Raw genomic sequence first — 15,939 nt, forward strand, 5'->3', positions numbered from 1 at the left:
CATATAACCACAGACCTGATGCTTACTGTACACCCACGAGGGCGGCATCGCCCCATAGACGCTCCAGGTCGTAGAAATCCCGCTCGTCCTTGTGGAAGACATGAACGACCACATCACCGAGATCAACCAGCACCCAACGAGATTCGGATAACCCTTCAATTCCTTTAACAGGAATATCGGCTTCCTGCATTTTTTTCCTAACGGCATCCACAATCGCCTTAACCTGGGTTTGAGAATTTCCATGACAGATGACAAAATAATCGGCGATAACGGATAAACCCCGAATATCCAGGATGGTAACGCGCTGGGCCTTTTTTTCCTCGGCGGCTGAGGCCGCCAGTTGAGCCAGTTCCACTAGGTTCAAAGAGATTCCTCCTTCAAAATTTGCTTCGATCCAATCCGATCGATGAGATCATTGCGGGCAGCGAGGGTCAAGGGGTACACCTTTTGCCGTCGCTCGATCAAAAAGCGGATGGTGTTATCCAAGGATTGTAAGAGCGCCTCTTCCAGATTGGTCTGCGCTCGTTTGCGGATTCCATCCACCCCCGGATAACGCCGTCCCGGTTCAATCGCGTCAGCCACAAAAATCACTTGTTCTAATTGAGACATATGCGGACGGCCGGATGTATGATAACGAATCGCATTTAATATTTCGTCATCATCGACCCCCAGTTCCTCCCGAACCACCTCTGCCCCGACAAACGCGTGCCACAGCTCCTTGCTATGCGCCAACAAATCGGCGGGTAACCCTTTGGCACGGATGATTTGATCCATTTTCTCCACCGGCCAAAACTTGCAATAATCATGAAGGGTCGCCGCGATTTCCGTTTTTTCCATATCGGCTCCAAACCGATCGGCTAATTCTCGGGCCGTCTCAACCACCCTTAAGGTGTGCTCCCAACGCGCGCGGGGCATCTGTGCTTGCGTCACTTCTACCCAATCAGCTCGATTCATACAAATGATTCTCCTCAATATAACGGCGGACTGATTCCGGCACCAGAAAACGGATCGATCGTCCTGTTTGCACGCGTTCACGGATATTAGTGGAGGAAAGGTCCACCTGTATGCCTTCCCGCACCAGGAGCAATCGTTTTTGTATCCATTCCGGCAGGTGATCCCCCAAGTGGTAATGAGGACGAACCAGCCCAATCATTTTTACCGCGTGCAGGATTTCTTTTATTTTATACCATCGCGGCAAATCCAGCACCATATCTCCCCCCAGAATAAAGAAAAATTCTCGGTCTGGGTAGCGGCTGACCAGGGTTTGAACCGTATCAACCGTGTAGGAGACGCCGGGTCGCTCCAGCTCAATCCGGGAAACGGAAAAACCGGTAACCTCCTGTACAGCCAATTGTACCATTTGAAAGCGATGCTCCGCTGTCGCAGGAATATGGGTAGGTTTATGAGGGGGCCGGGCAGCGGGAACAAACCAAACTTCGTCCAATCCCGCCGCTTCCCGTGCTTGTTCCGCTATCATCAGATGTCCGATATGAATCGGATCAAAGGTCCCTCCAAATATTCCCGTCTTCACATGCTTTCTCCCTTATTTTTTATAATTGCCAATGGTCGCATCGGTATCCAGCGATTCTTCCAACCGCTGACGCATCGATTCCACCGGAGCCTCTCTGCCGGTCCAACGCTCAAACGCCAGTGCCGCTTGGTGCACCAACATCCCCAATCCCTCGTGAATCAAAATTCCCGCCTCTTTCGCCTCCCGCAACAGCCGGGTTTCCCGCGGGTGATAAATCAGATCGCTAACCAATAGGCCAGCATGTAAGAGTTCTTTCTTGATCGGTGTATCATCCACATGAGGATGCATACCGATCGAGGTGGTTTGCACTACCAAAGAGGAGCGTGCAATCGCTTCTCCCAGGCGAGCAGGCGCTATCCCTTCCGCCTTTGTCCAGCGGGAGAGACGGTGGGCCAATTCATCCGCTTTGGCCGGGGTACGGTTGACGATGGCGATGGAAGCGGCTCCCGCACGAGCCAAAGCATAACCCACTGCGCGAGCCGCCCCGCCCGCACCCACGATGGTAACCGCTTCGCCACGGGGGTTAAATCCAGTTTCATCCGAGAGCGAACGTAGATAACCTTCTCCATCGGTGTTGGTCCCAACCCAGCGATTTTCCTGCCGCACCACGGTGTTCACCGCTCCAATCGCTTGTGCCGCCTCTTCCACTTCATCCAGATAATCCATCACCGCCACCTTATAGGGAATGGTCACATTAAATCCTTGAAAACCGAGGGAAGCCATACCGACGACTGCATCAGCCATACGTTCCTTTTCCACATCAAAGGCCAGATACACATAAGGGAGGTTCCTGTGCTGAAAGGCGGCGTTCATCATTTGTGGCGACTTGGAGTGAGCCACCGGTCGCCCCAATAAACCGACCGGTCTCACTTGACTAGTAATTTCCATCTTACGCTCCCCCTTGATTTGCATATGTCAGTTGGAGGGGGAGGGATTTTTGAGTAAAAATCCCTTCCATCATCATGATCATCAATGAAACCTGCATTTTAAATAACTGCGGGACGAATTTGCACCGATATCCCCTCCGGTACCCATACATCCAGGTGGGCCGGAGCCGTTCCACAGGAGACCCATCCCAATCCGGGAATGACCACATCTTCTTTTTCCCTTCCCGACAATGAAAACCGATGCCGCTTCAATGGCGGTAGCTGCGACGGGTCTGCCGGCGGCACCAGTAGCTCACCACGCTGCTTTTCCCACAGCTCGTCCGCTTTCTCCAGCTTGGTGCGGTGGATATAGAGCGAATTGGCCACATAACAGACAAAGGGTTGACGCGATCCCTCCCGAAAATCGAATCGAACCAGCCCCCCAAAAAAGAGCGTTTGCCCCTCGTTTAGCTGATATCCTTTCGGTTTCATTTCCTTCTGTGGTGTAACCGCCTTCAACTCCGCAGGCGCTACCCACTCGCTCATGCGATCCTGGCGTACAATCCCCGGCATGTCCACAATATGCTTACCTTCTCCTATGGGAATGCGCACCGCATCCAAAGTGGTGCCGGGGTAGGGAGAAGTAGTCACCGCCTCTTCCCCTTCTGCTCCATATTCCCGTAGCAATGCATTGATAAAAGTGGATTTGCCTGCATTGGCCGTCCCGACGACATACACATCCTGACCGCGCCGCCGCTCTTCAATCACCTGTGCCGCCTCCGGGATGCGCTCCCCTTTTTCAGCACTGATCAAGACGACATCGACCGGTTTTACCCCCAGCTCCTTGGCTACGCGGTATACCCACTCCTTCAATTTTTGGCGTTTGATCGAACGGGGAAACAGATCCACTTTGTTGGCTAAGATCAGGATCGGGTTTCCCCCTGTATGGCGTTGGATACCTGGAATCCAACTGCCAGCAAAGTCAAACAGATCCACCACCTGCACCACTAGCGCTTTTTTCCCGCCGATTTCAGTCAACCGATTCATATAAGCGTCAGCATGATGCTCTACCGGTGCAACATCATTGTAATGGCGAATCCGAAAACAGCGCTGGCAGATGATGCGTTCCCGCGTTAGCGCAGAAGGAGGAACATAGCCGCTACCCTTTGGGTCCTCTGTCTGTAGAGAAACGCCACAACCCTCGCATTGTGCTTTTTCCTGTTGCCATTCGCTCACTTCTTCTCCTCCCATCCCAACATACCCCGCTGTTTCATCCAGCGGAAAACGACTCGTTCCATTAAGCGGTTCACCTTGGTAAAAACCCCTTCCACCTTTGAAACCGGTGCCACCAAAATCGTATGCAACCCCAACCGGTTCCCTCCCAGGATATCGGTAAACAGTTGATCTCCCACCATCACCGTTTCCTGCGGAGAGGTCTCCAAACGATTTAATGCCTGCTTAAATGCCAACGACAACGGTTTTCTGGCCGAATGAATCCACGGTACGCGCAACGGAGTGGCAAATCGCGACACCCGTGTCCGGGTATTGTTGGAGACAATCATCACCTTAAAGCCCATGCCTCGTAGTTGATCCAACCAACTAATCAATTCCGGCGTTGCGTCAAGGCGGTCAGATTCCACCAACGTATTGTCCAAATCGACTATAATCGTTTTAATGCCATTGCGCTGAAGTGCGTTATAATCAATTTCATAAATGGATTCCACAAATTCGTCAGGAATAATCCGCTTAAACACAGCCCCACCTCGCCGCTTGTTTGATCGGCACTTACTATACCACATCGTGGAAGGACGAAGCAAAAGAAACCGTCCTTTACATTGGAAAAAAGACGGTTCTCCCACCTCCTAGAAAAAAGCCGTCCTCATCGCATTTTATTGTTATCTCCATTTCACTGCCCGCAAAATCCTCATCGAGGATCAGTAGCAGGCCATGAAAAACACCCCTTAAAAGTAGATCCGTTCACAGGAGATTTTTCCCGTGTCACCTTAAGGGGTGCAATTCAGCGAGACAGTGAGTGGTTTCCTATCTACCTACTCGCTTACCTGAGCCACTCGCTCAAAAGCGAAATAACCCTTTGCGTTAAAGTAGGAGATCTCCCGCACCATAGATCCGAGCAACTCCAGGTCACTGGGGGCTTCACCCCTCTCCACCCAGCCACCGATCAAGTCACACAAAATGCGGCGGAAATATTCATGACGGGGATAGGAGAGAAAACTGCGGGAATCCGTCAGCATCCCCACAAATCGGCGCAACACTCCCATCGTCGCTAAGTCGGTCATCTGCCGTCTTATCCCCTCGGTGTGGTCGTTAAACCACCAAGCGGAACCAAATTGGATTTTACCGGGAACTTCCTCACTCTGATAGTTGCCAGCCATAGAAGCCAAGACGGGATAATCCTTGGGATTCAAGGAATAAAGAATCGTTTTGGGTAGCGTGCCGTTTTGCTCCAAGCGATTGAGAAACGTCGCCAGCGGACGGGCCAATCGCAGATCGTCCATGGAGTCGTATCCCGTGTCCGGACCCAACCGCTGAAAGCCCTGAGTGTTAGCGTTGCGCAGGGCTCCAAGGTGCAGCTGCATCGTCCATCCGAGGGATGCGTACAATTGCCCTAAAAAGAACAGCGTCCGCGTCTGAAACTTCTCTTCTTCCTCCGCGGTGACCATCTCGCCGGAAAGAGCTTTTTGATAGATCACAGCCACTTCCTCCATGGTCGATTCCGCCCAGGGAAGCCGATCCAATCCGTGATCGGACAGACGGCATCCTTCTTGATGGAAAAAGCGAGCGCGGTCCTCCAGTAAGTGCAGGAAATCGTCATAAGTTTGAGCCGTCTCACCCGTAGCTTCCTCCAATTTCCGCACCCATTCTTGAAATCCGGGCATCCGGATCTTTAAACCTTTGTCAGGGCGATAGGTGGGAAGCACCCAGGTCTCCACCGCTTCAGACTCCCGCAATTTCCGATGATACGCCAAGGAATCCGTGGGATCATCCGTCGTCCCCACCATCTCCACCTTGAAGCGCTGCAGAAAGGAACGGGCCGTAAACTCGGGCGTAGCCAACAGCCGATTGGCCTCTTCCCAGATTCCGTCAGCCGTCTCCTCATTTAGCAGTTGATCAATCCCAAAATAACGCTTTAGCTCCAGGTGTGTCCATACATACAGCGGATTGCCGATCAGATAGGGGACCGTGCGCGCCCATGCTCGAAATTTTTCCCGATCGTCAGCATCTCCGGTGATAAGACGCTCCGGGACGCCGTTGGCCCTCATCACCCGCCATTTATAATGGTCTCCTCCCAGCCAGATGTCGGTCAGATTGAAAAAGGAACGGTCCTCCCAGATTTCCTTGGGGTCCAGATGACAGTGATAGTCGATGATGGGCAAGTCCTTTGCGTATCGATGATAGAGTTCCTGCGCCGTTTCAGTGGACAGCAGATAATTCTTATCCAAAAATTCCATCGATCACCCTCCTACCTTTACATTGATCTTGCCGTTGTGATCAAGCGGATGCCAACTCTTATCCCCCACTCGTACCCGTCGATTTTCCCCTGGCGGTAAGAGAAGTTGGATCGCTTGATACGGCAGGGGTTTCTTTCCCTCGCTCCCTAAGGTAACCCGGATCTCCTCCCTCGTCGCCTCCAGATGAACCGTCAACCATGCGCAATCGCCCGTTTGATATCCATATGAAATGCCATCATCCTCCAACAAGCGAAGCTCAGCCTCTCCTCCTTCAGGGGACGGATACAGCAATAGCCCTCTTTGTTCCTCATTGTCGGCATTTCCCTTCCCTGTCGTCACCGGGATGATCGAATTCCCACGGAAAAGGAGCGGGAGTCGGTCCAACGGTGCGTCCAGGTGAATCTTCTGCCCCCCTTCGTACCACTGCCCCGTGTGATAATCAAACCAACCGGCGGAGTGCCGAGGCAAATATACCTTTCGCTCCCGAGCGCCTTTCTCCACTACAGAAGCCACCAGTAGCAGAGAACCTACGAAAAAGTCATCGGATTCCTTAAAACTGTGCGGATCGTGACCATAGTCGTAAAAAGCGGGACGCACAATCGGCTGATCGTATGCGTGGGCTTGGTAAAAAAGGTGATAGAGATACGGGAGAAACCGGTACCGGAGTTGAAGCGATTGCCTTATGAGTGTTGTCGCCTCTGGATACATCCACGGCTCGTTTACCGTCCCGTCGTCATTCCAGGAATGGATGGTGAAACGAGGGAGCAACGCCCCATTTTGCACCCAGCGGATCAGCAGTTCCGGCTCCGGGGCGGGCCCTGAAAAACCACCGATATCATGGCCGAAATTGTAGATGCCTGAGAGGCTTAGCCCGATCCCCATCGGAATGTTAAATTTCAACGTCTTCCAGCTTGTGTAATTGTCCCCGGTCCAGGTCTGAGCATAACGTTGCATTCCAGAGCAGCCGGAACGGGTGATGAGATAGGGGCGCTCGGTGGGAGCGTTTTCCCTTTGGCTGTGATACGAAGCTTGGGTCATCAGCAACGGCATCACAGGACGGAGTCCTTGAATGGAACGGGGGCTCCCAAAACCGTGGACCTGTGCCTCAGAATCCCATATTTCGTATTCATTGTTGTCGTTCCAGGTAGACGCGATGCCCACCTGCAACAGTTGCTCCTGGATCTGATCTTTCCACCAGCGAATGGTTTCCGGGTGAGTAAAGTCAAGGTAGGCTCCCGTGTCATCCCAGAACTGAACGATCTCCGGCTTTTCTCTCCAGCGGTTTTGAACCAACAAGCCCTTCTCTTTTAGTTCCTGAAATCGAGGATGATCCTGTAAGAGACAAGGTTTAATGTTGGCACAAAGCTTCATCCCATTTTCTGCAAATGTCTGTACCAATTTCTCGGGCTCTGGAATCTTATCCCGATTCCAGTGAAAGACATACCGTTTGGCATCGATACTGGTATAACCGGAGGAGAGTTGAAAGGAACTACAGGGAATCTGGTGTGTTTTGCAGTCCTGGATAAATTGTTGCAACTGCTCCTGAGCATCGGGGGCATCTGTGTAATGCATCGTTGAGCCGGAATAACCCAGACTCCACCGTGGAGGAAACGCTGTCTTGCCCGTCAGCCACGTATACCGCTTTACCACATCCCGTACACGTGGACCGCCGATGAAATAATAATCCAAATCACCAGCCTCCGCCTGAAAGTAGCGATAAAACCCGTGATAGTTGTCCAATTCTGCACCCATGTCAAAAACGGAAGGGGATAGATTATCGTAAAAAAGGCCGTAAGCCATCTGTTTTTCAGGATGGTATGTAATATAGAAGGGGATGTGTTTATAAAGTGGATCGGTCGTTTCCGCATCATAACCCATCGCATCCAAGTTGTTCATGCGATAACGGCGACCATGCCGATTTAACTTTCCCGTCTTTTTCCCCAGACCGTAATAATGATCCTTACGGTCCCGCTCCAGATAATGAAAGAGACCGCTTCCCAGGGAACGGTTCCAATTGTAGCTTTGGGTTTGACGATCACAGGCGATTGGAGTCCAACGACCGCGGTGGTTTTCAAACCAAGTGATGCGAAACCCTTTCAGGTTGACGACGGCTCGGAGTTGGTCCGTTTCCACCGTCACTGTAACTTTCTCCCGCCAATAGCGAAAGTCAGGTAACGAAAACGGAGAAAGGTCTAGCCGATCCCGCCCTTCATAAGGGATATCTTCCAATCCAGGTGCCACTGTCCATGTTTTTGGCTCTTGGAGGTGTTCTCCCTCCGTGATCAGCACGCGAAATAGATTCTCCTCCAGCACAAACAACCGCACAACAGCCGGTCCATCCTCCTGCTGAAAATGAAGGCCATATGGTTTTATCTCATACGGTGAAAAGAGAGATTCCTGCATCAATGAGCTTCCTCCTTATAAAAAGCCAAACCAACGTGGCAAGGTCAAACTGATTTCAGGGATATATGCCACCAACAACAGGGTAATTACAAGTGCTACCACCATCCGGGACAATGGACGAAACACTTGTTCAATCCGCACGTTGGCAACACTGCATCCGACAAATAAGCAACTGCCCACAGGTGGTGTCATAATGCCGATACAGAGGGCAAAAACGAGAATAATTCCAAAATGGACCGGATCCACCCCCAGTCCGTTGGCAATCGGCAAAAACATCGGGGTAAATATCAGAATGGCGGGTGTCATATCCAACACGGTTCCCACCAGTAACAAGATCATAATCATGATGAGTAAAATGATAAACGGGTTATCCGTCATTCCCAGCATCCCCTCACTGATCAAGCTGGGAAGGCCGGTAAACGCCATCACCCATGATAGGATGGAAGAAGCTCCGATCAGAAACAACACAATGCTACTGAGAACCACCGTCTCCTTCAAGATTTTTGGAATGTGCTCCCAATGGATCGAACGATAGATCAGGGAAAGGATCAACGAGTATAAAACAGCAACCGCCGCTCCTTCCGTTGCGGTGAAAACGCCAAAGGAGATCCCTCCGATCACAACCACGATCAGCAACAGACTGGGAATAGACTGAATTAGGATTTTACCGACTTGAGTCCAAGAAAGACGCTCATGACTAGGAAGGTTTTGCCGGTGAAACAAAAAGTGAGTCACGATCATAACGGTCAGCCCCATGAGTATGCCGGGAATTACTCCTGCCATAAACAACGCGGAAATACTGGCACTTCCACTCACCAGGGCATACACGATAAATGCATTGCTCGGGGGAATTAACAGTCCTGTTGGGGAAGAGGCAATATTGACGGTAGCGGAAAGGGCAGGATCATATCCTTCTTTCTTTTGCAGTGGATGCATGATGCCCCCGATCGTCGCTGCCGCTGCTACCCCCGAACCGGATACCGATCCGAAAAATAGGTTTCCCACAACAGTTGTTTGGGCCAGGGAACCCGGTAGACGGCCACTGATCAACTTAGCCAGGTTAATCAGCCGCAGGGCGATTCCACCGTTATTCATAATGCTCCCAGCCAATATAAAAAACGGAATCGCCAGTAGCGCAAAGCTGTCAATACCGCTGGTCAATTTTTGCGCAGCTGTAAAAACCGCAATATCCCAAGGCACCAAGACAAACGCTGACAAGGTCGCCGCAATCCCAATACTGACAGAGATGGGAACACCAATCACCAAGAGCACCACAAAACTGATGAGCAAAATCAATCCCGCTACGATGGTTACATCCACGTGGATACCCCCTTATCACTACTGGGATGACGAACGATATAAATCAACCACATGAAACACTTGATACACCAAGATGATCAGACCGGAAATCGGTAACGCGACATTGACCACTCCTCGCGGCAATAACAAGATCGCCGTCGTTTCATCCAAGGTTACAAAGAACAAATCAATGCCGCCTTTTATCAATACCACCAGGGCAAATCCAACGATGAGCACCATATTAATGAGCTGTAAGCGTTTTCGATTTTTATCGGTCATCTTCTCTTGAAAAAAGGAAAAGGAAAGATGTTGGTTGGTACCGAATGCATAGCCAGCCCCTAACATGGCGATCCAAATCAGGCAAATACGCATCAATTCTTCCATAAACGTGCTGGGAGCGTTTAAAACATACCGACTAAATACCTGCCAGACTACACCCAATACCATCAATACCATTAACGTGGATGTAATCCCCAATAAGCCCCGATCCAACCATCTCCTTATTTGCATCATTCGGAATTCTCCTCCCCTTTTAAGTTCTCCACAGCATCAATCACATCCCTTGCGAGGGGATCACTTTGGCGATACCTCTCCACCATTGGCTCCAGTTTTTGTCGAAAGGGCTCTTTATCTACATTGATAAAACGAACGTCCATCGACTTTTCCGCTTCTTGAATCGACAGTTGGATCGCCTCTTGCCAAAGCTCTTTCTGATATTCGGTGGAAATCTTGGCAGCTTGACTGACAGCCTCTTTTTGATCATCGGATAACTCATTCCAAGTCTTTGTCGAGATAAGGAGCATATCGGGAATTCGTGTATGTTCCGTCACTGCAAATATTTTGGATACCTCACCATGCTTGCTTGAAGTGAGAGCGGTTTCATTATTTTCAGCACCGTCGATCACCCCTTGTTGCAACCCAGTATAAGTCTCGCCAAAAGCCATTGGAGTAGGGGAAGCCCCCAACTGTTTAATCAGCTCCGCTGCAGCCAAGCTTTCTTGAATCCGAATTTTCATTCCCTTTAAATCATCAGGAGTCTGAATCGGTCGATTGGAGTAAAAACTACGAGCTCCGGCATCGTAAAACGTTAAAGCGATATACCCTTGGTCTTCAGTGGACTGATACAGTTGCTGGATTTCTGGAAGCTGCATAGCGCGGTAAAAATGTTCTTGATTTTCAAAAAGATAGGGAAGGCTAAACACCCGATACGAGGGGGAGAAGCTTTCCAACTGACCAGCACTCACTTTGGTCATATCGATGCCGCCTCGTTTCAACTGTTCCAATGCATCCCTTTCAGAACCCAGCACGCCATTGGCGTAAATTTTAACCGAGAGTGAACCGTTCGTCCGTTTTTCCACCTCTTCAGAAAAACGCTCTAAACCCTTATGCACGGGATGCTGATCGTTCAAATTGTGAGCGATTGTGATTGTCTTTTTTGTCGTTGAAGTAGCAACGCCTTGTGCGCCACAACCGCTGATGATTAACATCGTGATCAGAGCGAGGAAACCAAGCCTTCGCATAATCATCCCCCTCACCGAGAATTTGTAAGCCCTTTCATTATAACGTATAATTGATTTGTTGAGTCAACAAATCAATAGTTTTTTCTTTTCTCTGTTCTGCTACACTTGCTGTAGAGGAGGAATATAGATGATAACCGGTGATGCCACCTATCTAAAAAATTTAAATCGACGGATTATCTTGGAGCATATCGTTGCTTCTCCAGGACTTTCCCGTGCCGAATTGGCTAAAATAACGGGATTGAACAAAGCGACGATCACTTCTCAAATCTCAACGTTGTTAGAGGAAGGGCTACTACTAGAATCGGGTACTCCCTCCCACTCGTTTGTCGGCCGGAAACCGATTCCCCTAACTTTAAATAAAAATGCCGGGTGCGCTCTTGGCATTGACCTAGACAGTGATCATGCCAATCTTCTCCTCACTGATCTGTCCGGAAAGAGATTACAACAAAAAACCGTTCAATTCTCCGATCGAAAACCTGAAACTATCATAGAAGAGTTGCATCAAACCATCCATGCTTTTTCATCCGGCTCCATTGGACCATTGGTTGGAATCGGCTTAGGGATACATGGAATCGTTGATCACGATGAACAAGTAATTTTTATCCCTCGCTTGGAATGGACCATCGCAGATGTAAAACAACGCCTCCAACAAAAACACCAGGTTCCCGTCTTTGTGGACAACAATGCCAATCTAAGCGCTTATGCAGAGCGGGTATATTGCTACCCCGTCCATAACTTGATCAGTATTAGTGCTTATTCCGGCATCGGTTTAGGAATGATCATCAATGATCAAATCTATCGCGGGATGGACGGTTTTGCCGGGGAGGTTGGACATATGATCGTCGTTCCTCAAGGAAAACCTTGTCCTTGTGGCAATCACGGATGTTGGGAGCGTTATGCCTCGGACCAACATGCTTTGCTGTTTTTAGCGGATACCTTAGGTGTGGATTCTCTTACATGGGAAGAAGTGAAACGCGGAATTAACCGAGGGGCCCCGATTGAACAGGAGATGAATCAACTTTTGATGTATTGGGTCGTCGGTTTAAACAATGTCATCAATATCTTCAACCCTGAAATTCTCATCTTAAACAGCTCCTTAGCACGGGTATTTCCCGAGTTTGTAACACAAATCAAAACCCGTCTTCAATCCCGGATGACCCATTGCCGTGTACTCGCCACATCTACCCTTGGAAAAAATGCCTGTGCTTTAGGAGGAGCGGCTTTGGCAATCCGTCAGTTTCTTGGGGTGGAACGGCTAGATTTTATGAAAAACGACCCAGCTTCTTAATCGCTTTTCTGTCGAAAGGGAAAAGTCCTTCGGTAATCCTCAGTTACTCGAAGACTACCGAAGCCTATCCTGTAAACCTACGGTTGAATCAAGCTCTTTGCTTTACTCAAACCTGGAGAAGTTTGCTTTTCGCATCTCAGTCCAACCATTGCAGAACGATCACATTTACATACAGGGATGGTTTGGCCCGCCACCTCATTACGATCCAATCGCAACTTCACTTTATCTATGAAACGTCACAACCTACCACTCCCGCTGCTCCCACCCGTCTTCACTCTTCCACTTCAGTTTGATTGTTCTGCCCTCATTGTCACGCAGAACGGGCTCCTTGACATACCATCCGCGACCATTGACGGTATCGTCGGTATGGTAGCGGAAGCGGAGATAACGGATATCGACCGGGATCTCCACACGAACACGCTGCCAGTCCCGGTAGCCGGTAAAGGTGCGGGTAAGCGAAACCCATTCACGACCGTCACTGGATCCTTCCACCACGCCATAATCAACGACGGGTTCAAGGCGGTGCCACGTATCAAAGGTAAGTGTGCGAGCAGCCTCAGCCTGTGGGAGGTACCCCGCCTCAAGGGTGCGGTCCAGATTATCGCCGTAACCGGCAAACCAAGCGGCTCCTGTTGTCGGCATCTGTACCGGGATCGCATCAGCAGCGTAGCGGGCCACCTGGCGCCGAATCGGGTTGATAGTCGGTGTATTGCGCGTCGGATGGACGCGGTTTGTCAAGGTGATCGCAATCGTTGCCTGATCGCGATTAAGCACCAGGGAAGTACCGGTAAAGCCGGTATGTCCCATCGTCCGAATATCGGCGAGGGCATCCATAAACCAGCCTTGCGCCAATTCCCACCCAAGGCCGTGTTCATCGCCGGGGAAAGCTTCGTTCTGATTCTCCTCCATCTGTTCTACCGTTTCTTCTTCTAAAATGCGAACATTGCCGTATTTCCCTTTTTGCAACAGCGTATGAGCAAAAATAGCCAAGTCATAAGCACTGGAGAACACACCGGCGTGACCGGCTACCCCATCCAGGGACCAAGCCTTTTCATCGTGCACCTCACCCCAGACCATACCCCGGTCCACATCCCGTTGATACTCTGTCGCAGCGATGCGCGGCTTTAAAGATGCGGGTGGATTGTACATCGTATCCTTCATCCCCAGCGGCTCCGTAATCCGTTCCCGCACAAAAACGTCCAACCGTTGACCGGATAAGCGCTCCACCAGCGCACCCAGGGCAATCATGTTGAGATCGCTGTATATATAAGTGGTTCCCGGCTCATGTAAGAGTGGATGAGTCAGCACAATCTGAATGCGATCTTCCCGATCAGTCCCCTGCCGGTGTAAGGGAATGCTGGCAGCATAACCGGATGTATGGGTCATCAACTGGCGGATTGTCACTTTTTCCTTCCCGTTTTGCGCAAATTCCGGGAGATGTTTGGCGACGGGATCATCGAGATCAAACTTTCCCTCTTCAAATAGCTTCATCACCGCCACTGTCGTAAAAATCTTACTGATGGAGGCAACGTCAAAGATGGTATTCGTTCTCATCGGAATCGGATCATCCACCGGTGTACCTGTGTCATCACGGTAACGAAGGGCATCGCCATATGAGTCAATCTTTACCACATGTCCCCGACGTGCCACCAATACCACTGCTCCCGGTGACTGACCGCTTTGGACCACTTCTTCCATATAGGGGTCGATCGCTTGGATCGGTTCCCGTTTCATTCCCGCCGATTCCGGCGTTCCCGGATGAAGTATAGGGCTAATTCGACCCGGCTGCCCCCAGGACATCCTCCCCTGATCAACATGTAGTAACCCCGAGGCTGTCGGTGTCTCCTTTGTCTCCCGCAGTTCAATCGTCGTTGTTGAATCTTGCGCCCAAGCGGAATTCGGCAACATCAGTACAATCGCTAAAAACAGTATGCCGATCGACTTCCACATCGTATTAAATCGCATCAAATCCCTCCCTTGCTTGACTCTCTTTTAATATTATCAGAATTTGCATTCTCTTTTAATACAATTACAAGAAAAGAAATGATAAAAGTGCGTGCCCCATTCGTTACTTTATAGCTGAGAACAAAGGGACCACGGGTGTAACTTATACTTTTTTATGTTATCCAACAATCTGGTTTATTTTCACTTTGTTTTATTAATGGAATAAATATTCTTTTTAAAACCATACAACGCTCAAAACCTGACCATTCATTTTATATGTAGGTATTTTAACCCATTACCACTCCATTCCCTCCCATAAATATGCAGACTTATTTTATTCGACGTAAAATAATTTTTTATTTCGGCAGGAGTATCGAAAATAGAAGTAGAATTCAAATAATAAAGCACTTAGAAAAATTCCGTTAGGGGGCAGAGGAATGTACAAAAAGACAGCTTTTAATCTTTTTCTCAGCTTTGTGCTGATGTTTGCACTGGCTCTACCGGCGATGGCCGCACCTGAAAGCAACAGCAGTGACAGCTATCTCATTCTGTTTAAGGAAAACGAGGTGGGAACGTTAAGTGATGGCGTTGCCACTGTTGAAAAAGCAGGCGGAGAGGTTGAGCATCAATTTAAACATATTGCTGCAGTGGAAGCCGAACTGACGGCAAAAGAAGTTGCCAAGCTAAAAAATGATCCCTCTGTTGAAGCGGTGGAAAAAAATCATACCGCCCACGCTCTTCAGACCGTACCGTATGGGATTCCCCAGGTAAAAGCGGACCAAGCCCAAGCGGCGGGTGTTCGGGGACAAGGTGTTAAAGTGGCTGTTTTGGATACCGGTATTGACTACAACCACGAAGACTTAAACGTACGCGGTGGTGCTTCTTTTGTCGGTGGCGATTACATCGATCGCAACGGACACGGCACCCATGTAGCCGGAACGATTGCTGCTGTGGATAATACCATCGGTGTGATTGGTGTTGCTCCCGATGCTGAACTGTACGCCGTCAAGGTGCTGGACGATTCCGGTTCCGGCTCTTATAGCGGCATTGCCCAAGGGATTGAATGGGCAATCAATAACGGGATGGATATCATCAATATGAGCTTGGGTGGATCCGCTAGCTCCGCAGTCCTGCAAAGTGCCGTGGAGCGTGCCTACAACAGTGGGGTTGTTGTGGTAGCGGCAGCCGGGAACTCCGGTTCAGGTACAGATACCGTCGGCTACCCTGCCAAATATCCGGAAGCGATTGCCGTTGCAGCAGTCAATTCCAGCAACCAGCGCGCCAGCTTCTCCAGCACAGGCCCGTCTGTTGAATTGTCCGCACCGGGTGTCAATGTAAACAGCACCATTCCAGGAAGCCGTTACTCTTCCAGCTACAGCGGAACCTCGATGGCCTCTCCGCATGTCGCTGGTGTAGCCGCCTTGGTCAAAAGTGCCAACCCCTCTTTGTCCAATGTACAAATTCGCAATATCTTAAACACGACAGCTGTTCCCTTGGGTGCCCAAAATCAATACGGCAACGGTTTGGTCGATGCCGCTGCAGCGGTTAACGCCGCACGGTAACCAACCCTTGCAATGAAAAACCGGCTGGATTCTGATCCAGCCGGTTTTTTAATACA

Annotated in this window: 14 protein-coding genes; 2 read left to right on the forward strand and 12 right to left on the reverse strand. The window is 50.0% G+C overall.

Going from position 1 to position 15,939, the window contains the following annotated elements:
* Positions 1-22: 22 nt before the first annotated feature.
* The 11 genes from rsfS to C8J48_RS10695 form a co-directional block, all read right to left on the reverse strand.
* On the reverse strand, positions 23-370 hold the full coding sequence (gene rsfS / locus C8J48_RS10645; protein WP_107726627.1) for a ribosome silencing factor: 348 nt from the start codon (positions 368-370) through the stop codon (positions 23-25).
* Positions 361-954, reverse strand: coding sequence for a bis(5'-nucleosyl)-tetraphosphatase (symmetrical) YqeK (gene yqeK, locus C8J48_RS10650; protein ID WP_107726630.1), 594 nt, complete (start codon positions 952-954; stop codon positions 361-363). The genes rsfS and yqeK overlap by 10 nt, the downstream gene beginning before the upstream one ends.
* Positions 941-1,531 (reverse strand): nicotinate-nucleotide adenylyltransferase, encoded by a 591-nt coding sequence (locus C8J48_RS10655; protein WP_107726632.1) that lies wholly within the window; start codon positions 1,529-1,531, stop codon positions 941-943. The genes yqeK and C8J48_RS10655 overlap by 14 nt, the downstream gene beginning before the upstream one ends.
* Positions 1,532-1,543: 12 nt before the next feature.
* Entirely contained in the window at positions 1,544-2,419 is an 876-nt protein-coding gene (aroE, locus tag C8J48_RS10660; protein ID WP_107726634.1) for a shikimate dehydrogenase, read from the reverse strand.
* A 98-nt stretch (positions 2,420-2,517) separates the two neighbouring features.
* Positions 2,518-3,633: a ribosome biogenesis GTPase YqeH gene (gene yqeH, locus C8J48_RS10665; protein WP_245891125.1), complete on the reverse strand. Its 1,116-nt coding sequence runs from the start codon at positions 3,631-3,633 to the stop codon at positions 2,518-2,520.
* Positions 3,630-4,151, reverse strand: a complete 522-nt coding sequence (locus C8J48_RS10670) for a YqeG family HAD IIIA-type phosphatase (RefSeq protein WP_245891126.1) — start codon at positions 4,149-4,151, stop codon at positions 3,630-3,632. Before C8J48_RS10670 ends, yqeH begins: the two co-directional genes overlap by 4 nt.
* A 294-nt stretch (positions 4,152-4,445) precedes the next feature.
* The gene (gene uxaC / locus C8J48_RS10675) at positions 4,446-5,867 is read right to left on the reverse strand and encodes a glucuronate isomerase (RefSeq protein WP_107726638.1); all 1,422 of its coding nucleotides are present in this window, start codon (positions 5,865-5,867) and stop codon (positions 4,446-4,448) included.
* A 3-nt stretch (positions 5,868-5,870) separates the two neighbouring features.
* Positions 5,871-8,270 carry a glycoside hydrolase family 31 protein gene (locus tag C8J48_RS10680; protein ID WP_107726640.1) on the reverse strand — a complete coding sequence of 800 codons (2,400 nt, stop codon included), beginning with the start codon at positions 8,268-8,270 and terminating at the stop codon, positions 5,871-5,873.
* A 15-nt stretch (positions 8,271-8,285) separates the two neighbouring features.
* The gene (locus C8J48_RS10685) at positions 8,286-9,590 is read right to left on the reverse strand and encodes a TRAP transporter large permease (RefSeq protein WP_107726643.1); all 1,305 of its coding nucleotides are present in this window, start codon (positions 9,588-9,590) and stop codon (positions 8,286-8,288) included.
* A gap of 18 nt (positions 9,591-9,608) precedes the next feature.
* Positions 9,609-10,082 (reverse strand): TRAP transporter small permease, encoded by a 474-nt coding sequence (locus C8J48_RS10690; RefSeq protein WP_107726645.1) that lies wholly within the window; start codon positions 10,080-10,082, stop codon positions 9,609-9,611.
* Positions 10,079-11,089, reverse strand: a complete 1,011-nt coding sequence (locus tag C8J48_RS10695; RefSeq protein WP_170105378.1) for a TRAP transporter substrate-binding protein — start codon at positions 11,087-11,089, stop codon at positions 10,079-10,081. The genes C8J48_RS10690 and C8J48_RS10695 overlap by 4 nt, the downstream gene beginning before the upstream one ends.
* 127 nt (positions 11,090-11,216) lie before the next feature.
* Between C8J48_RS10695 and C8J48_RS10700 the strand changes: the two genes are divergently transcribed.
* On the forward strand, positions 11,217-12,377 hold the full coding sequence (locus tag C8J48_RS10700) for an ROK family transcriptional regulator (RefSeq protein WP_107726649.1): 1,161 nt from the start codon (positions 11,217-11,219) through the stop codon (positions 12,375-12,377).
* A 243-nt stretch (positions 12,378-12,620) separates the two neighbouring features.
* Here the strand turns inward: C8J48_RS10700 and C8J48_RS10705 are convergent, their stop codons facing one another.
* The gene (locus tag C8J48_RS10705; RefSeq protein ID WP_107726651.1) at positions 12,621-14,342 is read right to left on the reverse strand and encodes a serine hydrolase domain-containing protein; all 1,722 of its coding nucleotides are present in this window, start codon (positions 14,340-14,342) and stop codon (positions 12,621-12,623) included.
* A 416-nt stretch (positions 14,343-14,758) separates the two neighbouring features.
* On the opposite strand from C8J48_RS10705, the gene C8J48_RS10710 reads away from it, so the two are divergent.
* The gene (locus tag C8J48_RS10710) at positions 14,759-15,883 is read left to right on the forward strand and encodes a S8 family peptidase (protein ID WP_107726653.1); all 1,125 of its coding nucleotides are present in this window, start codon (positions 14,759-14,761) and stop codon (positions 15,881-15,883) included.
* The last annotated feature ends 56 nt before the right edge of the window (positions 15,884-15,939 follow it).

This window comes from Desmospora activa DSM 45169, from assembly GCF_003046315.1.
In the GTDB taxonomy this organism is placed as follows: domain Bacteria; phylum Bacillota; class Bacilli; order Thermoactinomycetales; family DSM-45169; genus Desmospora; species Desmospora activa.